This window comes from Pedobacter sp., from assembly GCF_965227205.1.
Lineage (GTDB): Bacteria > Bacteroidota > Bacteroidia > Sphingobacteriales > Sphingobacteriaceae > Pedobacter.
This window is the reverse complement of record NZ_OZ245727.1, coordinates 3,100,936-3,119,985: the sequence shown is the minus strand read 5'-3', so window position 1 is coordinate 3,119,985 and position 19,050 is coordinate 3,100,936. Positions and strand designations below refer to the sequence as shown.

Below are 19,050 nucleotides of genomic sequence, written 5' to 3'. Positions count from 1 at the left end.
TTCTTTCATCAATAAAACGTACTTTTGCACAAAAATTGATATCAAAGCACAATGAGCACTAACAGAACTTTTACAATGATTAAGCCAGATGCAGTTGCAAACGGCCATATCGGATCTATTTTAAACGACATCACAAATGCTGGTTTTAAAATCATTGCATTAAAATATACTAAATTAACTGATGAAACTGCTGGTCAGTTTTACGCAGTACACGCTGAGCGTCCTTTCTACAAAGATTTAGTTGGCTTTATGTCTTCAGGACCAATCGTTGCAGCTATCTTAGAAAAAGATAACGCTATCGAAGATTTCAGAAAATTAATCGGTGCTACTAACCCGGCTGAAGCTGCAGAAGGTACAATCCGTCAGAAATATGCAAAATCAATTGATGCAAATGCTGTTCACGGTTCAGATTCTGATGAGAATGCAGAAATTGAAGGTAACTTCTTCTTCAAAGCTGACGAACGTTTCTAAGCATATTTTTAAAAGATAAAACATAAAAACCCCGAAATATTTCGGGGTTTTTATGTTTTATAAGTTTTGTATCTTTCGCCATTAAAACACAATATAAATTAAATGAAAAAAATTTTCTTAACGGTATTAATTTCTGGTATCGCTATCACATCATTTGCACAAACCAAAAAACCTGTAGCTAAAAAACCAGCAACAGCAGCTAAAGTAGTATCAAAACCAACTGCTTCGCCTGCTGCTTTAAAATCATCTTTAGATTCGGCTAGTTACGCTTTCGGTACTTCTATTGGTGCAAGTTTAAAAACAACTGGTTTATCTACCTTAAATTACGATATATTATTAAAAGGCCTAAAGGATGCTTTTACTGGTGCCAAAACGGTTTTAGATCAGCAACAAGCGCAAGAAGCAATTTCTACTGTTTTAAACAATGCCAACAAAAGTAAATTTGCAGGTAAAATAGCAGAAGGGAAGGCATTTTTAGAGCAAAATAAAAAACGTACTGGTGTACAAACAACCGCAAGCGGTTTGCAGTATGAAGTATTGAAAGCTGGAAACGGTGCGAAACCTACTGCAACCGATTCTGTTTTAGTTAATTACAAAGGAACTTTATTAGATGGAAAGCAATTTGATAGTTCTTATGATAGAGGAGAGCCAATTACATTTACACTAAACCAGGTAATAAAAGGTTGGACTGAAGGTGTACAGTTAATGAATGGAGGTTCGAAATATAAGTTCTTCGTTCCTTACAATTTAGCTTACGGCGAGCGTGGTTATGGCCCGGATATTCCACCATATAGCACTCTGATTTTTGAAATTGAATTGTTAAAAGTTAACGGCAAATAGCCTCGAAACAAAACTTTCTTTCAGGTTTTATGTTAATTATACCAAATTGACATCAACATGAAAAGAACATTGCCTTTAGTACTTATTGCATTTTTATGCACTACCTTAACCAGTTGCGAATTGGCTCAAGGTATTTTTAAAGCCGGCGTTTGGTCGGGAATTATTATTGTTGTAATTGTAGTTGCGCTTATCATCTGGATTCTATCCAAAGTATTCGGCGGTAAGGGATAAAGGCAATTAAAAAATATGGTGTGAGGTTATTTACCTTGCACCTTTTTTATGTCTTACAAAAAGATAATTTCGTTTATTACAACACTGCCTGCGTGGTCATTTAGTTTTTGGATAATTCCAGCCCTCACCAAAACCAATTCATTTTTTATTACGGATGATTCAATCCTGATGAATAATTTTTTATCGTGGATATAAATCTGTTTGGTTCTGTTGGCAATTGCAGTTCCCATTATTTCCGGCCAAATGGCAACAATTGAAGTTTCGTCGAATTTACGGCGTATTCTATACACATCAAGCATTTTGCTGATGGCATCTTTTAGGGTAACATCGTTAGGTTTACGCATTTTGAATCTTTCCGTTTTCTACTTCAAACAAAGTTACATCAACTTCTATCTTTTTGAAAATAGATTTTACCCTTTCTATGCCTGTATCGGTAATAAAAATTTGCCCAAAATCGTGATGTGAAACCATTTGCATCAGCTTTTGAACACGATTATCATCAAGCTTGTCAAAAATATCATCGAGTAGCAATAAAGGTTTAAATCCTTTGTTTTTTGCAAGGTAGGCATATTGCGCAAGCTTTAAGGCAATTAAAAATGATTTCTGCTGACCTTGCGAACCAAACTTTTTCAGTGGCATTTCGTGTATGCTAAACACAAGCTCATCCTTATGTATGCCCGTGGTGGTGCGTTCTAAAACCCGGTCTTTCTCTACTGATTTTTTTAACAGTTCCTCAAAAGAAGTTTCCTTTAGTTGAGATTGATAGTTTAATTCTACAATTTCGTTATTATCCGTTAGGTAGATATAATATTGGTTAAAGAGCGGAATAAAATCATCCATAAAAGCATTTCGCATTGCGAAGATTTTATTACCTGCCAAAACCAATTGCTCATCCATAATTTCGAGCAAGGTAGGGTCGTACCTTTTGGTAACGGCAATTTGCTTAAGCATTGCATTTCGGTTAGCCAAAACTCGGTTATAACTTATGAGCTGGTCTAAATAATGTGAATCGGTTTGAGAAATCACATTATCAATAAATTTCCGGCGCTCTTCGCTACCTTCCATTATTAGATTTACATCGTAAGGCGAAACCATCACTACCGGGAACAAACCGATGTGGTCGGCAAGTTTATCGTACTCTTTTTTGTTTCTTTTGAACTGCTTTTTCTGGCTCCTTTTTACGCCACAGCTAATCTTTTCATTTCTTTCGTTGCGGTCAAAATCACCCTGAATCATAAAAACATCAGCACCGGTTTTGATTTGTTGTCCATCAATAGGGTTGAAATAGCTTTTGCACAAACACAGGTAATGAATAGCATCTAACATATTCGTTTTGCCAGAGCCATTATTGCCGGTAAATACGTTTACGGTTTCAGAAAAACTGATTCCTGCATCGCTGTAATTTTTAAAATTAAGAAGGGTAATATTCTTTAACCACATAAATATGTCGCAATTTACCTAATTTTTACCCTTCAAACGGTTAATGTTAAAAATTAAAGCTTACATTCATCGTTAGGAAAATTATATGGTAGCACAAAAAATGTTAGAAGGAAATGTTCTTTGGTCGTACGATCATGAACTGAACAACGAAAAAAGAAATGGTTGGTTAAAAACGATTGCTGGAATATTCTCTTTTATAAAGCCAATGCACAACCACGAAGGCAATATTCTTCTCGCATCTAATGGTCTTTTTATTACAGGCGATGAACATTTAGAACTTCCACTTTCGCACATTGAAGAAGTTTACATGGGTTTCGATGATATATTTCCGGCAACATCTGTAAAAAACTTTGGTGCACTTTGGCAGCCCATCCGTATAAAGTCTTTTATAAGCAATTCCGAAAGTCAAACCATTTACCTTATTATTAACTACAGCGGTATTTTCAGCGATAATAAAACCTGGTTTAACACTTTAATTAGTTTGCTAAGGTAAGAGAAACACAATATCCAATATTTCGAGCTTCTAAATAACTACAGTTTAATTAAATACTTAAAAATAAAGGTTGATACTTTGATTGAAAAACGTATTTTTGCAATCTTAAATTTTTTAAACAAACATGTCTACAACAGATAATCAGACAACTCAACCTATTAGAAAAGGTTCTTTTTTACAGGAAAATAATAAAAGCCTGCTATTTATAGCTGGTGCTGTAGTGGTTTTAATTGGTGTATATTTTTGGTACCAAAACGTTTACTTAAAAGATCGTGCTGAAGAAGCTGCAAGTAAAATGTTTAAAGCAGAGCAATTAATTGGTGTAGATTCTTTATCTAACAAAGCAATTAAAGGCGAAGGCGGTTACCCAGGTTTAGAGCAAATTGCTAAAGATTACGATAATACAAAATCAGCTAATTTAGCTAACTTATATTTAGGTGGTATTTATTTACGTAAAGGTGAATACAAACAAGCTATCGATGCTTTAAGCAAATACAGTGCTACTGGTAGTCCGGTTGCAGATCCATTAGCTTTAGGTTTATTAGGTGATGCTTACAGTGAATTGAAAGATTACAAACAAGCATCTACTTATTATAAAAAAGCTGCAGATAAAGCAAGTAAATTTACTTCTCCTATGTTCTTAAAGAAATTAGGTTTAGTAAACGAAAACTTAAAAGATTTTAAAGGCGCTGCTGAAGCATATAACAAAATCAAATCTCAATACCCTGAAAGTCAGGAAGCTCAACTAATTGACGCTTACATTGCAAGGGCTGAAGAACAAGTTAAATAATCATTAACTAAATATTTTTAAAAGAGACTATCGAAAGATGGTCTTTTTTTTGCCCTGATATTTTTTAGGTTGAGACTATGGGTTAAGTAAAACTTATGCAATTATGATGCGCATCATTTCGGTTATAATTAAATAGCATTATTTTTGCTTTGATTGTAAGGTGAAGATATAAGATTGCTAAATCTCATATCTCGATTCTCAAATCTAAAATATGAAGATAGAACAGATTTATACAGGTTGTTTAGCAGAAGCTGCTTATTATATAGAAAGTAATGGAGAAGCTGCTATAATTGATCCTTTGAGAGAGGTTTCAACCTATTTAAAAAAGGCAGAAAAGGCCGGGGCAAAGATTAAATATATTTTCGAAACGCACTTTCATGCCGATTTTGTTTCTGGTCATGTAGATTTGGCTGAAAAATCTGGTGCTGAAATTATTTACGGCCCGACTGCCAAAACTGAATTTAAAGCGCACATTGCAAAAGATGGTGAGCAATTTAAAATTGGTAATATTACAATTACTGCCTTACATACGCCTGGTCACACCCTTGAATCTACAACCTATCTTCTTACGGATGAAAACGGAAAAGACCATTGCATTTTTAGTGGTGATACACTTTTTATAGGAGATGTTGGTCGTCCGGATTTAGCGCAAAAAGGCAATTTAACAATGGAAGATTTAGCAGGAATGCTCTACGATTCATTAAATGATAAAATTAAACCTTTGGCAGATGATGTAATCGTTTATCCGGCTCATGGCGCTGGTTCTGCCTGCGGTAAAAGTATGAGCAAAGAAACGTTCGATACTTTAGGGCATCAGAAAGCAGTTAATTACGCTCTTAAGGCAGAAAATAAAGAACAGTTTATTGCAGAAGTTACGGATGGAATTATGCCTCCGCCACAATATTTTGCAAAGAATGCTGCAATTAATAAAGGTGCTGTAGAAAGTATTGATGAAGTTTTCGAAAAAGGGTTAAATCCATTAACACCTCAGGCTTTCGAAGATTTAGCAAACCAAATCGGTGCTTTGATTTTAGATACCCGCGATCCTCAGATTTTTGCAAAGGGATTTATTCCAAATTCAATTAACATTGGGTTGAACGGACAATTTGCGCCTTGGGTTGGCGCATTGATTAACGATTTGCAGCAGCCAATTTTATTGGTAACTGATGAAGGCAAGGAACAGGAAACCATTACACGTTTAACCCGTGTTGGTTACGATAATACGATTGGTTATCTGGAAAACGGATTTCAAAACTGGATATCTACAGACAAGGAAATTGATACCATTGAATCCATTTCTGCTGATGCTTTTGAAGAAGCCTTTAATCAAAATGAAATTACCGCTTTAGATGTTCGCAAACCTGGTGAATATGAATCTGAGCATTTGGAGTTTACTTTAAGTCGCCCGTTAGATTTTATTAACGATTGGATGGACGAGATAAATCCAAAATCTACCTATTACATTCATTGTGCTGGTGGTTACCGATCTATGATCGCGGCATCAATTTTAAAATCTCGTGGTGTAGAAAATGTAATAGATGTTGCAGGTGGCTATAGTGCCATTAAAAATACCAGTTTAAAAAGAACCGATTTCGCTTGCCCAAGTAAAGCAATGAAAGTTTAATTAATTTGAACCATCTTAGAAACCTAAGAACATTCTAGCTCTAAAAGTTTTCTGTGCTGAATTTAGAAAGTCTTAAATGTCTAAGCTGATCAATATTTTATTATCTCAATGAGGGTTTATTGCTATCGTCATTGCGAGGCACGAAGCAATCTCATTAGTCGATAAAACTTAAATGAAAAACCAATCTCATTACGATATCATCATCATTGGCGCTGGTCCGATTGGTATGGCTTGCGCTATCGAAGCCCAAAAAGCTAACCTTAGTTATTTGATTATAGAAAAAGGGGCACTAGTAAACAGCCTTTTTAATTATCCGGTTTTCATGACTTTCTTTTCCACTTCTCAAAAACTGGAAATAGGTGGCGTTCCTTTTGTTACGATTAGTCCGAAGCCAAACAGAAACGAAGCAGTTGAATATTACCGTCGCGTAGCTGAAAAATTTAACTTGAATATTAATTTATTCGAAAGGGTTAACAAAGTTGATAAAGGTGAGGATGAAATATTTAAAATCAATACCTCAAAAGCCGATTACACTGCAAAGAATGTAATTGTTGCGACTGGCTTTTATGATGTTCCTTTGTTACTGAATGTTCCTGGAGAGGATTTGCCAAAAGTTACACACTATTATAAAGACCCACATTTATATGCGTTCCAAAATGTAGTTGTGGTTGGCGCAAATAATTCTGGAGTTGATGCCGCCTTAGAAACTTACAGAAAAGGTGCGAAAGTAACCGTTATTATTAGAGGTAACGAACTCGGGCCGCATGTAAAATATTGGGTTCGTCCGGATATTGAGAACAGGATAAAGGAAGGAGAGATTACTGCACTTTTTAACTCTGAGCTACTTGAAATCAGAGAAAATGAAGTATATGTTAAAACACCTGAAGGCATAAAAACCATTTCAAATGATTTTGTAATCGCAATGACCGGTTATCAACCTGATTTTTCGATGCTAAGAAAATTTGGGATTGATTTACCCGAAAGTTTGTGCCCCGCTTATAATGAAGATACAATGGAAACCAATGTAAAAGGGCTTTACCTTGCAGGTGTGGTTTGCGGAGGTATGGATACACATAAGCTTTTCATAGAAAACTCGAGAGTACATGCCGAGATGATTGTGACGAATATTGTGGGGTAAGATAACGTTATCGTCATTGCGAGGCACGAAGCAATCTCGCTAAAAGATGTTTTGTCAAAAATAGATTGCTTCGTACCTCGCAATGACGACTGTCTTTAAACGTTACTGCAATTTCAAAACATCTTTTACAAAACTATCAATCGCTAACTCTACACCTGGTAAATCTTTTGATGTTAGATAACTACCTAACACGTGATTACCAGCATTTGGAATTGCAACTTTACGTTTTAACCCAGAGGCAGTTCCAAGTTCATCATACATTTTCAGCATTGCATCAACCCGAACAACAGGATCTTGTTCGAGTTCATTTTTATAATAGTATACCATTAAAACTGGTTGCTTTACCTTTTCGAAAATTTTTTTCAGCATAGTGGTTTCAACAAATTCCTGAAGCTCTACTAACGATTCTATCCGATAATTGGTGTACCAGTATTTTTTGTATTCTAAAGTTCTGCCATCAACAACGCGTTCATCGCTACCTAAAACTTTTCTTGCAATTTGCAATCCCCATGGGTCGTTTAACATCCAGGCATTTCTATCGTTAATAGCAACATTTGGTGAAAGTAAAATCAAGCTATTAATTTCTGGGTATGTAGCAGCAAGTTTTAAAGCTGCGGTTCCACCTGTAGAAGTGCCGATAAGAATTACCTTTTTACCCAATTTTTTACCAATTGCTAATGCTTCTTTGCTGGTGTTCCACAAACCATCGGCGGTGAAATTTTGCAACGGCGCAATGGTATCAATTCCATGATCTGCCAAACGCGATAAATATAAGTTTGCCTTTAATTTTTTAGCCAAATTTAAGTGGACCGGGTTACCTTCTGTTTTAGAAGCAGAAAAACCATGTAAATACACAATAGCGTATTCAGTTTGTTTATGATTTGAATCTGCCCAAACAATCTCCGCTTCATTACCCGGTTTTATTTTATGCTTACTTTCAATTTCTGCAACATATTTTTCAAGTTCTTTTAGTTCTGGAACTTTTACAGGTGTAGCCAGATATAATGGCCTTTTAGGTTTTGGTCCGGCGAAATAAGCAGCAACCAAAATTGCAGATAAGCCAAGCAAAACTTTGTAACGTTTTTTCATTTAGAGGATTTATTTTAATGCTTTTCTTTTACTACGGCTGCGGTAACCATTAATTGACCGACATGGCGCATTGTATGTTCTGCTGCATGGAATAATAAGCCAATAACTGTTGATGGTAAACCTGCTCTGCCAACGCCACGATAATCGCCTAAAGTTGCTTCGTCAGTGGTTTTTAATTGCTGTAAGGCTGTATCAACTTGTTTGTCAAATCTGTTTACTAATGCTTCAACGCTGTAACCATCGGTAGAATCTTTTCCTTCTTCATACAATTGTTCGAATTGAAAATCGGATAGTTTTTCTGCTCTGGCGTAAGTAAAAACCCTATCGAGTACGCCACTTAAATGCTGAAGATGAAAACCTACAGATGCCATATTTGCAAGGCGCAACCAAAGTAATTCTGCCGGGAACTGATGCATGTAATCATTAATTTCTTCTCTGGCTTGTAGCAATGCATGAGCGACAGGTTGTAACACGGTAATGTATTCGGGCGATGGACCTCTTTGCCAGACTTCGAGTTTTTGCGACATTGAACTGCTTTTTTATCTAATTAAAGGTAAAATATTTAATGAATAACTGAAACCTGCAAAGGGATTTTTAAATCTACGTTTTGGGTTTTAACAGCACATAACTTTGTTAATAAACCTGAGCGGAACGAGCACGACTCCCGATTTTAACATCTGTCTGGATGATTTGAATTAAGGCTTTCAAAATTCACAGGTTTTATCGGGAGGAGTAAAGTGTAGTGCAAGACTGAAGATTGTAATTTGTAGTTCCTTTCCTTTCCAAATCCTTATTATTAGCATTATACATTATCTTTTTATGGGAATTTAGTTTAAGTTTGCAGTCAAAATTTTTTCGACTTAATGCCGGGAATCGAACAGATAAAAACACCAATAGCAGCCGATATTAAAGCGTTTGAAAAAACCTTTAAAGAATCTATGCACAGCGATGCACCATTGCTGGATAGGATTACGCATTATATTGTAAAACAAAAGGGGAAGCAGATGCGCCCTATGTTTGTTTTTTTTGCTGCAAAACTTTGCGGTGGCATTACCGAATCTACGCATCGTGGGGCGGCTTTAGTAGAACTTTTACATACGGCTACGCTTGTACACGATGATGTTGTGGATAATGCTTATGAGCGTCGCGGGTTTTTCTCTATTAATGCCTTGTGGAAGAATAAAATTGCGGTTTTGGTAGGCGATTATCTTTTAGCAAAAGGTTTATTGCTTTCGGTGAACAATAACGAACATCGATTGTTACAAATTGTATCAGAAGCGGTTAAGCAAATGAGCGAGGGAGAATTGTTGCAGGTTGAAAAGGTTAGAAGGATGGATATTTCAGAAGATTTATATTTTGATGTTATCCGACAGAAAACTGCTTCGTTAATTGCATCGTGTTGTGCTGCGGGTGCGGCTTCTTCTGGTGCCGATGATGCTACAATTGAAAAAATGCGCTTGTTTGGCGAGAAAGTTGGAATTGCTTTTCAGATAAAAGACGATACTTTTGATTTTGGGACTGATGATGTTGGGAAACCATTAGGCATTGATATTAAAGAAAAGAAAGTAACGCTCCCTTTAATTTATGCGCTGAATAAGGCAGAAAAATCTGAAAGAAAATGCATCATAAATCTGGTGAAAAACCATCAGGATGATGCGGGCAAAATTCAGGAAATTATTGATTTTGTAAACGCAAAAGAAGGTGTTTATTACGCCAACCAAAAAATGCTTGAATACCAGAAGGAAGCTTTTGATATTTTACATCAATTTGAAGCCGGCGAAGCGAGAACGGGACTCGAACAACTCGTTTTATATACTACCGAACGTAAAAAATAATGAGTAACGAATTACTTTTCAGTCTAGGTTTCCTATTGTTTATAGTGCTGATTTTGGCACTTGATTTAGGTCTTTTTAGTAAAAAAGAGCATGTTGTAAGTTTAAAACAAGCCGGCATTATGAGCTTGATAATGGTTGGACTTGCGCTTGGTTTTTACTTTTTGTTGCTTACCGAAGGCCATCAATTGCACGGCATTGAGGATTTTAACCGATTGCAATACATTGTTACCAAGCATCAGCATCACATTAAACTCATACCTGATGATTTTCCGCAAAGTTTAGCCGTTTACAGACAAAACCTTGGTTTAGAATTTTTAACAGGTTACGTTATTGAATATGCTTTATCGGTAGATAACATTTTCGTAATTGTATTAATATTTTCAGCCTTTGCTGTTGAAGAAAAATATTACCACCGAGTATTGTTTTGGGGTATTTTAGGTGCAATTATTATGCGTTTCATCTTCATTTTTGTAGGTGCTGCGTTAATTACAAAATTTGCCTGGATACTATATATTTTCGGCGCATTCCTAGTTTTTACCGGTATAAAAATGTTTTTCAGTAAAGAGGAAGACGATAAAATTGATACTCAAAACCATCCGGTTGTAAAATGGGCTTCGAAAATTTTTGCTATTCACCCTAAATACGAGGGCAAAAATTTCTTTGTTAAAATTAACCATAAACGCATGGTTACTCCATTATTTCTGGTTCTATTAATTGTAGAGTTTACCGATTTGCTTTTCGCTGTAGATTCTATTCCGGCAATTTTTGCGGTTACTAAAGACCCATATATTGTATTCTTTTCGAATATTTTTGCCATCATGGGTTTACGTTCTATGTTTTTCCTTTTGGTAAATATTATCCATAAATTCCATTACTTAAAAACTGGTTTGGCATTTTTACTGGCCTTTATTGGTGTGAAAATGTTAGGCCATGTTTATTTAGAGAAATGGGGCTTTACTACAGAACATTCGCTAATTATTATTCTGAGTATTTTGGTTATCAGTGTAGTTGCTTCTTTGGTTTTTCCTAAAAAAGTAGTGCATAAATAAGGAGTTTTAATAACCATCTAAGACATCTAAATTCTCTGTCTTATGTTATCTTAAATGCCTTATGTGGTTAGTTTTTTCACCATCTAAGAAATCTAAGGTTCATCTAAGCTTATGATTTTAAATATTGTAACTCATAGATTTAAGTTTTTTGGCTCATTGCCTCATTGCCTTAGATTTTCTTAGATGCCTAAAATGGTAGAGTATTTAAATTGCAAAGCGCAAAATAAACGTTACAGCTAAAATTTAGTGCTTAAAATTTGTACTTTAAGCCCATCAAAAAACCAAACTTTTATGAAATATCTTTTATCTGCTGCAATTATTTGTGCCGCATCGTTTGTTAATGCGCAAGATAAATTTGGCGATGTATTTGCAAAAATCAATACTGAAGTTCAGCAAAACTCCAAAGCATATCAAACCTTAAAATACGAAACAGAAACCATCGGACATCGTTTAACGGGTTCTGAAAATGGTGCAAAAGCAGAACAGTACGCATATAACTTACTAAAATCTTATGGTTGCGAAGTTAAGTTTCAACCTTTCGAAGTAGAAAGCTGGAGCCGAAAAACCATTAATGTAGAAATTGGTGCTGATAAAAACACACTTGCAAAAGTTAAAGCTGTTACACTTGCGCATTCTCCGGTTAGTGCAAATATTACAGGAGATATTGTTGATGCAGGAAATGGTTTAGAAGTAGATTATCAAGCTAATCCAGCTAAATTTAAAGGTAAAATTGCCTTGATTTATTTAGGTGTTTTACCAGGTTCTGCCGCAGGAACAAAATCCTTACACCGCTCAGAAAAAACAGCTATTGCAACAAAATATGGTGCATCAGGTGTAATTATAATCAATACGGTTAAAAATGGGGTTTTGTTAACAGGAACAGCATCGGTTACTGGTAAATTAATTACCATTCCGGCAGTTTGTATTGGCTTAGAAGATGGTTTAGCTTTAAAGGAAAAACTTAAAACACAGCCTAGTGTTGCTCACATCGAAATGACCAACTTCTCGGGACTAATTAAAGCCAGAAATGTAGTTGCAACCTTTAAAGGAACAGAATTTCCGAAAGATAAAATTGTTGTTGGCGGACATTTAGATAGCTGGGATTTAGCAACCGGAGCAATTGACAATGGTATCGGTTCATTCGCGATAATGGATATGGCCAGAACTTTCAAAAAACTTAACTTAAAAACCAAACGTACGGTAGAGTTTGTATTGTTTATGGGTGAGGAGCAAGGTTTACTAGGTTCTAAGGCTTATGTAGAACAGGCTAAAAAAGATAAAAATCTTAATCAGGTTAAGTTTATGCTTAATTACGATATGACGAACGACCCAAAAGGATTTTCAACTTCTCGTGCTGAAATGAAAGAATTATTTACAGCTTGGGGCGCTGATATTGTAAAGATAGATACGGGTTTTAAAAATTTATTTAATGCAGGTGCAGGTTTGCATAGCGACCACCAACCTTTTCTTTTAGAAGGCATTCCGACAGGTGGCGGAGCAGGAGGCAAGCTACCGAATAACTCTGGGCCATTCTACCATTCAGATGGTGATAGCTTTAAGTTAGTTGATGAGCAAGGTTTAAAAAATACCGTTCGTTACAGCGCTATGTTAACTTATGCATTAGCAAATACTCCAAAAATTCCGGGTGGTGTACAAGGCGAAGAAGAATTGAGAACATTTTTAGAATCGCAGAATTTGAAAGAGCCTTTAACAATTGCTGGCGAATGGCGCTGGAAATAGTTTTTCATTAAAATACCTTAAATCATTTAACCCGTCATTTCGACTGAAGCAGTGAAATCTTTTTTACGCTTCGTTTCTCGAAATGACGGGTTTTTTACTTTCCACTTTTAACTCCCTACCCACTTATATAGCTTTCCAGCTGAGAAATTGTTTGTTTCTGATCTGCAATAATAAACTTTACCAAATCACCAATTGAAATCATTCCCTTAACCTCATTATTAGCTACAATTGGCAAATGGCGAATATGCTTTTCAGTCATAATTTCCATGCACTTATCAATCGTATCATTCATCGAAATGGTTATTGGGTTAGCGGTCATGGCTTCATCAATATTGGTGTCTTTTGATGCTTTGCCATGTAAAACTATTTTTCGAGCATAATCTCGTTCTGTAAAAATCCCAAGTAAAGTTTCGTTTTCCATCACTAATACGGCACTAATGTTTTTATCCGTCATTACTTTTAAAGCATCCAAAACAGAGCTGTTCGGACTAACAGAAATAATTCTAACTTGCTTGGTGTCAAGTAAATGTTTTACAGTTTTCATAATAGTTTAATTTGGTTACATCAATTTAAGAAATAATTAATGGTAAATCAATTTTTATTTTAAGGAAAATCACTGTTGTATTTTCAGTAAAACAACGTTTTAAAAAGGGTGATTTTACCTTAAAAATTTTTAGTAGGTAAATGTAGTTTTGGGTATGAACAATCAATCAAACGACATCCGGAAAATGCTTATTATCTTACTAGGCTTTATGATTGTTTTCAGCATTTTAAGTTCTTACGTCTTAAGAAATCAGAAGATCTCAGACAAGAAAAATAATTCTTTTTTTTGCCCTTCTTGCATTAGCAGTTTTAACAACAACTAGCTTATTTACAATTTACAAACGCTCCTGAGAGGTTATTTATTTGGCTTTCACAAAGCTATGCCGTAACTTTGCATCACATTTAAAAACAAGAAATTATGTCATCAGTAGTGACAAAAACGATATTTCTCACTAGCTTTTGTTTACTATTAATTTCATTCTGGGGCTTTTAGACGTAACATCATATACTATAAAATAACACTTTATTTATTTTTAGCGTGCAAAAAGCATGCAAATAAATAATAAGTTTTATATTTGTTACTATGGCAACAGTTCAGCTTTTTCTTGATAGAAGACGTTCAAAATCAGACAGTACATTTCCACTAAAATTAAGGATTGGTTTTGGTAAGAAAGCAAAACTATTTTCTACACAAATTTCACTTAAAGAATCAGATTTTATAAAACTAATAGCAGGAAAGGGGAAGTTTACGTCTGATTTAATTGAAGTTCAAAATTATACTGAGGCAATCCTTCGAAAGGCAAAAGACATAATTTTAACGCTTGACCCATTTTGTATAGATAAATTCTCTACAAGGTATTTACAAAAAGGAAATAGACTTGATTTGATTTACCTACTAAACGAAAAAGGTTCAAGATTAATAGTTGCTGACAAGATAGGAAATGGCAATTTGTATCTTCAAACCGCAGCTTTACTTAGTGCTTATTGCAAAGAACAAAAAAAACATTCAGAATTGATTCTTAATACTGTCACCGTTAATTTCCTTTCAGAATTTGAGAAATGGACTTTGAGTCAATTGAGACAAGAAAAGTCTGGAGATTTTGTTAATAGATATAGTAAAACAACGTTAGGGATGTATCTTATAAGAGTAAGGTCAATATTTAACGATGCTATAAGTGAGCAAATGATTTCAGGAACCTTGTATCCTTTCCACAGGCCACAGAATAACAAAGGGTATAAAATTCCTAAAGCAAGTGGGAACAAGCGTGCCCTTTCAAAAGAAGATATCATAAAACTATCGGAATATTCTACAATTAATAAAAATGAAGCTTTCGCAAGAGATATTTTCATATTTAGTTATTTATCGAGTGGGATGAATTGTATAGATATCTTTCGATTGAAATGGAGTGGGATTTCTGAAAATGATTTTAAGTTCATCCGTCGAAAAACAGAGTCAAAACTGGGTGAAAGTTGTGAGATTACTATTCTTCTAAATGACAAATTAAAAAGTATCATTGAGCTGCATGGCAGTGATAAAAATAATAATACTTATGTTTTTAATGTTATTGCGGAAGGCTCATCTGAGGTTGACATGCTTAAATCTGTTAGGTCTGCAATATCGATGATAAACTTTAATCTAAAAAAAATAGCGAAGGATCTTGGGATAACTCAAAATATAAGTACGTATTTTGCACGTCATAGCTTTAGTACCAATCTTATGAATAATGAAGTCCCTATATCTTACATAAGTAAACAATTAGGTCACTCAAGTCTGAAAACAACGGAAAGTTATTTAAGCAGTTTCGATACAAGTAAGTCCCTCCATTACGTCTCAGATTTACTATAAATAAAAAAAACTAAAAGATTTTTATTTTATGTTGTTCTGTACTATATTTGAACCATGTTAGTATAAAGGGTATCAACTAAATTCTTACGAGATAAACTTTATCGAATACTGGATCACTGGAATGTGCAGGAGCTTTGGTATAGTGCTTATTAAATGGATTTGCCACATCAAATCTGGGTTTTAAGATGCGCCAAAAGGATGGTAAAGGAGTGTAAAATAGCTGATGTGGCGGCTCTATTTTACATTCTTATTTCAATGGGACTATCAAAAGATACTCTATTAAAAGACCTTACAGTGGGTCAATTTGAAGCTGTTCTAAAAGCTCTGAATTTCTCAGGTGCTAAATCACAAGAAGTTTACTTAAATACTATCGAAGCTGCGGAATTTATCCGCAAATCGCCACAAGCATTAAGACAGATCGTTTATAACGGTAAAATTAAAAGTCTCAAACGAGGCAATAATCTTTTATTTTTAAAAAGTGATTTGATAGAGTGGCTAGAAAAAGGCAGGAAACTCGATAAAGCATCAAGCACCACTCACCTTCCGTTTTCTTTTCTGAATAGGAAATAATATGGAATTTATATTTAAAAAATTGCTAAACGGCTATGCCGCCTGCAACCCACTCTAACTTGATGAAGTTATGGTGGACTACGTAAATATGGCAATCATTGATCCTGCGTGCGCCAAGCTTTTGATTTCTGAAAATAAATACAATTTTGAGCAACATATATGTTTGAGAACAGGGACGATTTTAAGATATCGATGCAAGCATGGGCCATTAATTATAATAATTTATCCTAATGGGAAAATAATTTTCAAAGGAAGCCTTCATAAATTCTACAACTTTATCTCGTATGATCTCACTCATAATTATAACACTTTTGGATTTGAAGCAGTTGGATATGTAATAAATTATTTCAAAGAAATCTTCAATTTGGATGTTTTTAAATTACGCATTCATAACTTAGAAATTGGATTGAATCTGAAGATTAATTTGCCAGTTCATAAGGTTATTGGTCACGTACTTTGCTATAGGTCCAAAGATTTTTTTGAACGAGCCTTTGATAGTCCTGGACGAATGGTTGTATGTCCATTTTCTGAACATAGAATCAAGATTTATGATAAGGGGATGCAAGAAAATAAAGGTCGAAATGTCTTAAGATTAGAAAGTCATATAAATAAAATGCGTTCCAGATTTAATGCGCATGTTTATCTTTGTGATTTTTTAGATAAGAAAATTTGGGTAGCTTGTTCAGAAATACTATCTGATATGGTTAATAACATTACATTCAATGATGATTTTAATTATGATAGATTGTCAATCAATTCCAAAAGAATTTTTAGGGAAATAAATGATAGAAGCCTTTTTCAAAAGTTTGATAGACGTACCAAAAGTCGTAAGCTAAAGGCCTTCAATACTTTAATAGACAAACAAGGTTTGTTGAAGATAAAAAAGCAGTTATCAGAATCGATTTTAGAGGAAGTTAAATCTCTCTAATCAAAAAAGTGTAGACATCTCCACCTAAATAATAAAGGGTGGGAATGTCTATACTTTTTTATTTAAATCAATAAACCTGACAATTCTGACTATTAAATGAACAAATGATATTCAGAATCCGATTTTTCCGACTCCGTAAAAGACTTTTGGACTTTTCGGACAGCTATTCTAATCTGAATAGCTGAATGAAAATAGTTCAGATGGTTTTATGTTCAAAGCCTTTGCCAATAGATATATAGTAGAAATAGTAGTGTTTATTTTGCCATGTTCAATATCAAAGATTTGCGAATATTCGATATTGGCAATTAAAGCAAGTTTTTCCATAGATAATGCTTTAGATTTCCTTATAGATCGTAGATTTTCCCCAAAAGCCTTTAGATATCCATTATTGCGAGATTTATTCACGCTGCAAACTGCATGAAATTAGAGTTCTATGTTATGGTATATATCCTATATTTTGATATTTTTGTATAAAAATATCTTATGAAAAAAATACTAGTATTATTTGTTTTCTCTCCTTTTTGGTTATTTAGTCAGCAAAAGCCAAATAAATTAGCTGTAATTAAAGCCACAGCATTAAAAACGTTGAAGCAGAATCTTAATAATCCAAGTAGCTACACCGGTGTTTCTTGGGGTGATTTGAAAATTCAGAATACAAGCATAAATGATAGCGAGAAAAAATATCAGACTTTGTTGATAGCATTTAGTAGTCAGAAAAAATATTTAGCTAAACAAATTGATGATGAGATGAATAAGCGAAATTTAAGTGAGTTCGGACTAAAAGCAGATGAGGCTCTTATTTCTTCGAAAGAAAGTGAGTTAAAAAAAGTAACGAACTCATTGGATAGTATTATCAAAAAGAGAGAAATAGATATCCAGGGTTTCAAACCGCAATTTAAAAACTACTACATCGAGCATAAGTTTCGAACTAGGAATAATTTCAATGCGTTAATATTAGTGAATTATTTTTTTATTTTTTCAGAAGAATTACAACTTATGGAATATGGAATTTTAAGTTATTAGATATAATTACTCCTTGTAAAAGAGTTGTTCTTCGACAATTTATGTTCTTTATTAATTGATCGAAATCATAGATATGTATACTTGCTATTTTTGATTGTTTGTGAGCATCAATCTAATTTAAAGTGTAACAGATCTGATAAACGGCATCTTTATTTTGGTAAATAAATTTAATATTTTATTTTTAGAATAAAATTAACTCTCAACAATGACTTTCATCGCCAGTGTAATCGCTAAAGAAGGAGTTGCAATAATCGCTGACTCCTTAGTAACCACGTCACAACCAGTTCTAGATTACGGAACGTTTCAGCGCTATCTTATAGATCAAAAAAAAAACAACACAAACGGTGTGTCTCTTGAAGCAAAAGATATTGCTAGGTTATTTAAAGTAAAACCGTCATATACTAAAGATTATGAAGATAAGTTATATATGTATGATAAGTTTACTGCAATTACAACAGCGGGGTCTGCAAGTATTAATAATAAAAGAATTAAAAAACTTATTCTTGAGGCAATTCGTAAATTAAAGCCAGCTGGGAGAAATACAGATAAAAATATCAAAGATAAATTAGATAAATTGAAAGGTTTCATTTCTCAGGAAGTAAAGAAATATTTTTTGAAAAACGCAAGGATAAGTGAGACTATCTTACTAATAACATTTTATGCACCGGGGAACAATAAAACAACTGTGTATAAATTAATTGTGAAATCTGCTATAAAAGAAGATTTTGACGAGGAAGGTTTTGAAGTAGTAGAAGCTGATGTCGTTCCAGATCACATTAAGGTCGTTTGCGATGGGCAAAACCGGATGGCTGAAAGAATTTTGTTTGGTGATTTTAACGCAGCATTCGATTTAATACCTAAAATTGTTATGCGTGTTGCAAAAGACTTCAAGATTCCAGATGAGAAAGTGGATCAAGAATATTGGATTACTATTTTGGAAGATGAAAATATTATAAGTGAGCAGATGCGTGCGGAGGCCAAAATAAATAAATTAACAGGTTTAAGTTTGCAACAGGCTGTAGATTTAGCTAATTTACTTATGAAGATTGAAATTGATCTTCAGAAATATACGGAAAACATTCCGACAGTAGGGGGTGTTATAAAGTTAGCAGTTATAGATGATGATGGATTTAGATATGTAGCAGGAAATACAATAGTAAAACACCATGACAGTTATTAATTAAATTATATTTAATTTTGTTATTATGAAAACGACGATAAAAAAACGTAGAGTAAGCTACAACGACTTTTATTCAAAATTCGTTGAAAAATTGCGTTCGTCCGAAATTGAAAAGGAGAATGAAGAGCGCAAAGTAATTGCAAAGGATATCGAAAAAATCCTTGACGGTAAGACTATGGTCATTCACGGAAACATGATCTCCCTATAGTTAATTTAATTT

22 protein-coding genes are annotated in these 19,050 nt (G+C 34.2%); 16 read left to right on the top strand and 6 right to left on the bottom strand.

Annotation, left to right across the window (positions count from 1 at the left end; translation table 11 throughout):
- Positions 1-51: 51 nt before the first annotated feature.
- The 3 genes from ACO05K_RS13330 to ACO05K_RS13320 all read left to right on the top strand — a co-directional run bounded on the left by ACO05K_RS13330 (position 52) and on the right by ACO05K_RS13320 (position 1,542).
- Positions 52-471, top strand: a complete 420-nt coding sequence (locus tag ACO05K_RS13330) for a nucleoside-diphosphate kinase (protein ID WP_421944924.1) — start codon at positions 52-54, stop codon at positions 469-471.
- Between the two features lie 102 nt (positions 472-573).
- Positions 574-1,311 (top strand): FKBP-type peptidyl-prolyl cis-trans isomerase, encoded by a 738-nt coding sequence (locus ACO05K_RS13325; RefSeq protein ID WP_421944923.1) that lies wholly within the window; start codon positions 574-576, stop codon positions 1,309-1,311.
- Between the two features lie 57 nt (positions 1,312-1,368).
- On the top strand, positions 1,369-1,542 hold the full coding sequence (locus tag ACO05K_RS13320; RefSeq protein ID WP_290239013.1) for a hypothetical protein: 174 nt from the start codon (positions 1,369-1,371) through the stop codon (positions 1,540-1,542).
- Between the two features lie 53 nt (positions 1,543-1,595).
- Here the strand turns inward: ACO05K_RS13320 and ACO05K_RS13315 are convergent, their stop codons facing one another.
- Together ACO05K_RS13315 and recF are read right to left on the bottom strand one after the other, a co-directional pair.
- A complete protein-coding gene (locus tag ACO05K_RS13315; protein ID WP_421944922.1) occupies positions 1,596-1,886 on the bottom strand; it encodes a DUF721 domain-containing protein in 291 nt (96 codons plus the stop codon).
- On the bottom strand, positions 1,879-2,982 hold the full coding sequence (recF, locus tag ACO05K_RS13310) for a DNA replication/repair protein RecF (RefSeq protein WP_421944921.1): 1,104 nt from the start codon (positions 2,980-2,982) through the stop codon (positions 1,879-1,881). The genes ACO05K_RS13315 and recF overlap by 8 nt, the downstream gene beginning before the upstream one ends.
- A gap of 100 nt (positions 2,983-3,082) precedes the next feature.
- Here recF and ACO05K_RS13305 point away from each other — a divergent pair, with 100 nt between their 5' ends.
- From ACO05K_RS13305 to ACO05K_RS13290, 4 genes are all read left to right on the top strand, one after another.
- Positions 3,083-3,475 (top strand): hypothetical protein, encoded by a 393-nt coding sequence (locus ACO05K_RS13305; protein WP_421944920.1) that lies wholly within the window; start codon positions 3,083-3,085, stop codon positions 3,473-3,475.
- A gap of 124 nt (positions 3,476-3,599) precedes the next feature.
- Positions 3,600-4,265 (top strand): tetratricopeptide repeat protein, encoded by a 666-nt coding sequence (locus ACO05K_RS13300; protein WP_421944919.1) that lies wholly within the window; start codon positions 3,600-3,602, stop codon positions 4,263-4,265.
- Positions 4,266-4,476: 211 nt separating this feature from the next.
- Positions 4,477-5,889 (top strand): MBL fold metallo-hydrolase, encoded by a 1,413-nt coding sequence (locus ACO05K_RS13295; RefSeq protein ID WP_421944918.1) that lies wholly within the window; start codon positions 4,477-4,479, stop codon positions 5,887-5,889.
- Positions 5,890-6,061: 172 nt separating this feature from the next.
- Positions 6,062-7,027, top strand: coding sequence for a YpdA family putative bacillithiol disulfide reductase (locus ACO05K_RS13290; RefSeq protein ID WP_421944917.1), 966 nt, complete (start codon positions 6,062-6,064; stop codon positions 7,025-7,027).
- 102 nt (positions 7,028-7,129) lie between these two features.
- On the opposite strand, the gene ACO05K_RS13285 is transcribed toward ACO05K_RS13290, so the two are convergent.
- A complete protein-coding gene (locus tag ACO05K_RS13285; RefSeq protein WP_421944916.1) occupies positions 7,130-8,116 on the bottom strand; it encodes an alpha/beta hydrolase in 987 nt (328 codons plus the stop codon).
- A gap of 14 nt (positions 8,117-8,130) precedes the next feature.
- Complete coding sequence (locus ACO05K_RS13280) at positions 8,131-8,643, bottom strand: DinB family protein (protein ID WP_421944915.1); 513 nt, start codon at positions 8,641-8,643, stop codon at positions 8,131-8,133.
- A 336-nt stretch (positions 8,644-8,979) separates the two neighbouring features.
- Between ACO05K_RS13280 and ACO05K_RS13275 the strand changes: the two genes are divergently transcribed.
- The 3 genes from ACO05K_RS13275 to ACO05K_RS13265 all read left to right on the top strand — a co-directional run bounded on the left by ACO05K_RS13275 (position 8,980) and on the right by ACO05K_RS13265 (position 12,740).
- The gene (locus ACO05K_RS13275) at positions 8,980-9,951 is read left to right on the top strand and encodes a polyprenyl synthetase family protein (RefSeq protein ID WP_421944914.1); all 972 of its coding nucleotides are present in this window, start codon (positions 8,980-8,982) and stop codon (positions 9,949-9,951) included.
- Positions 9,951-11,000 (top strand): TerC/Alx family metal homeostasis membrane protein, encoded by a 1,050-nt coding sequence (locus ACO05K_RS13270; protein ID WP_421944913.1) that lies wholly within the window; start codon positions 9,951-9,953, stop codon positions 10,998-11,000. The genes ACO05K_RS13275 and ACO05K_RS13270 overlap by 1 nt, the downstream gene beginning before the upstream one ends.
- Positions 11,001-11,291: 291 nt before the next feature.
- On the top strand, positions 11,292-12,740 hold the full coding sequence (locus tag ACO05K_RS13265; protein WP_421944912.1) for a M20/M25/M40 family metallo-hydrolase: 1,449 nt from the start codon (positions 11,292-11,294) through the stop codon (positions 12,738-12,740).
- Positions 12,741-12,855: 115 nt separating this feature from the next.
- Here ACO05K_RS13265 and ACO05K_RS13260 read toward each other — a convergent pair whose 3' ends face one another.
- Positions 12,856-13,284 (bottom strand): CBS domain-containing protein, encoded by a 429-nt coding sequence (locus ACO05K_RS13260; RefSeq protein WP_421944911.1) that lies wholly within the window; start codon positions 13,282-13,284, stop codon positions 12,856-12,858.
- A gap of 582 nt (positions 13,285-13,866) precedes the next feature.
- Between ACO05K_RS13260 and ACO05K_RS13255 the strand changes: the two genes are divergently transcribed.
- The 3 genes from ACO05K_RS13255 to ACO05K_RS13245 all read left to right on the top strand — a co-directional run bounded on the left by ACO05K_RS13255 (position 13,867) and on the right by ACO05K_RS13245 (position 16,627).
- Positions 13,867-15,129 carry a tyrosine-type recombinase/integrase gene (locus ACO05K_RS13255; protein WP_421944910.1) on the top strand — a complete coding sequence of 421 codons (1,263 nt, stop codon included), beginning with the start codon at positions 13,867-13,869 and terminating at the stop codon, positions 15,127-15,129.
- Positions 15,130-15,282: 153 nt separating this feature from the next.
- Positions 15,283-15,699 (top strand): helix-turn-helix domain-containing protein, encoded by a 417-nt coding sequence (locus ACO05K_RS13250; protein WP_421944909.1) that lies wholly within the window; start codon positions 15,283-15,285, stop codon positions 15,697-15,699.
- Between the two features lie 88 nt (positions 15,700-15,787).
- Positions 15,788-16,627: a hypothetical protein gene (locus tag ACO05K_RS13245; protein ID WP_421944908.1), complete on the top strand. Its 840-nt coding sequence runs from the start codon at positions 15,788-15,790 to the stop codon at positions 16,625-16,627.
- Positions 16,628-16,795: 168 nt separating this feature from the next.
- On the opposite strand, the gene ACO05K_RS13240 is transcribed toward ACO05K_RS13245, so the two are convergent.
- Positions 16,796-17,032 (bottom strand): helix-turn-helix domain-containing protein, encoded by a 237-nt coding sequence (locus tag ACO05K_RS13240; RefSeq protein WP_421944907.1) that lies wholly within the window; start codon positions 17,030-17,032, stop codon positions 16,796-16,798.
- Between the two features lie 78 nt (positions 17,033-17,110).
- On the opposite strand from ACO05K_RS13240, the gene ACO05K_RS13235 reads away from it, so the two are divergent.
- From ACO05K_RS13235 to ACO05K_RS13225, 3 genes are all read left to right on the top strand, one after another.
- Entirely contained in the window at positions 17,111-17,650 is a 540-nt protein-coding gene (locus tag ACO05K_RS13235) for a hypothetical protein (protein WP_421944906.1), read from the top strand.
- Between the two features lie 205 nt (positions 17,651-17,855).
- On the top strand, positions 17,856-18,830 hold the full coding sequence (locus ACO05K_RS13230; protein ID WP_421944905.1) for a hypothetical protein: 975 nt from the start codon (positions 17,856-17,858) through the stop codon (positions 18,828-18,830).
- Positions 18,831-18,855: 25 nt separating this feature from the next.
- Positions 18,856-19,038, top strand: a complete 183-nt coding sequence (locus ACO05K_RS13225; protein ID WP_421944904.1) for a hypothetical protein — start codon at positions 18,856-18,858, stop codon at positions 19,036-19,038.
- The last annotated feature ends 12 nt before the right edge of the window (positions 19,039-19,050 follow it).

Bases quoted from the DNA above. Each gene is read 5' to 3' on its own strand.
- ACO05K_RS13330 (WP_421944924.1), top strand. From the start codon at position 52: ATGAGCACTAACAGAACTTTTACAATGATTAAGCCAGATGCAGTTGCA.
- ACO05K_RS13325 (WP_421944923.1), top strand. From the start codon at position 574: ATGAAAAAAATTTTCTTAACGGTATTAATTTCTGGTATCGCTATCACA.
- ACO05K_RS13320 (WP_290239013.1), top strand. From the start codon at position 1,369: ATGAAAAGAACATTGCCTTTAGTACTTATTGCATTTTTATGCACTACC.
- ACO05K_RS13315 (WP_421944922.1), bottom strand. From the start codon at position 1,886: ATGCGTAAACCTAACGATGTTACCCTAAAAGATGCCATCAGCAAAATG.
- recF (WP_421944921.1), bottom strand. From the start codon at position 2,982: ATGTGGTTAAAGAATATTACCCTTCTTAATTTTAAAAATTACAGCGAT.
- ACO05K_RS13305 (WP_421944920.1), top strand. From the start codon at position 3,083: ATGTTAGAAGGAAATGTTCTTTGGTCGTACGATCATGAACTGAACAAC.
- ACO05K_RS13300 (WP_421944919.1), top strand. From the start codon at position 3,600: ATGTCTACAACAGATAATCAGACAACTCAACCTATTAGAAAAGGTTCT.
- ACO05K_RS13295 (WP_421944918.1), top strand. From the start codon at position 4,477: ATGAAGATAGAACAGATTTATACAGGTTGTTTAGCAGAAGCTGCTTAT.
- ACO05K_RS13290 (WP_421944917.1), top strand. From the start codon at position 6,062: ATGAAAAACCAATCTCATTACGATATCATCATCATTGGCGCTGGTCCG.
- ACO05K_RS13285 (WP_421944916.1), bottom strand. From the start codon at position 8,116: ATGAAAAAACGTTACAAAGTTTTGCTTGGCTTATCTGCAATTTTGGTT.
- ACO05K_RS13280 (WP_421944915.1), bottom strand. From the start codon at position 8,643: ATGTCGCAAAAACTCGAAGTCTGGCAAAGAGGTCCATCGCCCGAATAC.
- ACO05K_RS13275 (WP_421944914.1), top strand. From the start codon at position 8,980: ATGCCGGGAATCGAACAGATAAAAACACCAATAGCAGCCGATATTAAA.
- ACO05K_RS13270 (WP_421944913.1), top strand. From the start codon at position 9,951: ATGAGTAACGAATTACTTTTCAGTCTAGGTTTCCTATTGTTTATAGTG.
- ACO05K_RS13265 (WP_421944912.1), top strand. From the start codon at position 11,292: ATGAAATATCTTTTATCTGCTGCAATTATTTGTGCCGCATCGTTTGTT.
- ACO05K_RS13260 (WP_421944911.1), bottom strand. From the start codon at position 13,284: ATGAAAACTGTAAAACATTTACTTGACACCAAGCAAGTTAGAATTATT.
- ACO05K_RS13255 (WP_421944910.1), top strand. From the start codon at position 13,867: ATGGCAACAGTTCAGCTTTTTCTTGATAGAAGACGTTCAAAATCAGAC.
- ACO05K_RS13250 (WP_421944909.1), top strand. From the start codon at position 15,283: ATGGATTTGCCACATCAAATCTGGGTTTTAAGATGCGCCAAAAGGATG.
- ACO05K_RS13245 (WP_421944908.1), top strand. From the start codon at position 15,788: ATGGCAATCATTGATCCTGCGTGCGCCAAGCTTTTGATTTCTGAAAAT.
- ACO05K_RS13235 (WP_421944906.1), top strand. From the start codon at position 17,111: ATGAAAAAAATACTAGTATTATTTGTTTTCTCTCCTTTTTGGTTATTT.
- ACO05K_RS13230 (WP_421944905.1), top strand. From the start codon at position 17,856: ATGACTTTCATCGCCAGTGTAATCGCTAAAGAAGGAGTTGCAATAATC.
- ACO05K_RS13225 (WP_421944904.1), top strand. From the start codon at position 18,856: ATGAAAACGACGATAAAAAAACGTAGAGTAAGCTACAACGACTTTTAT.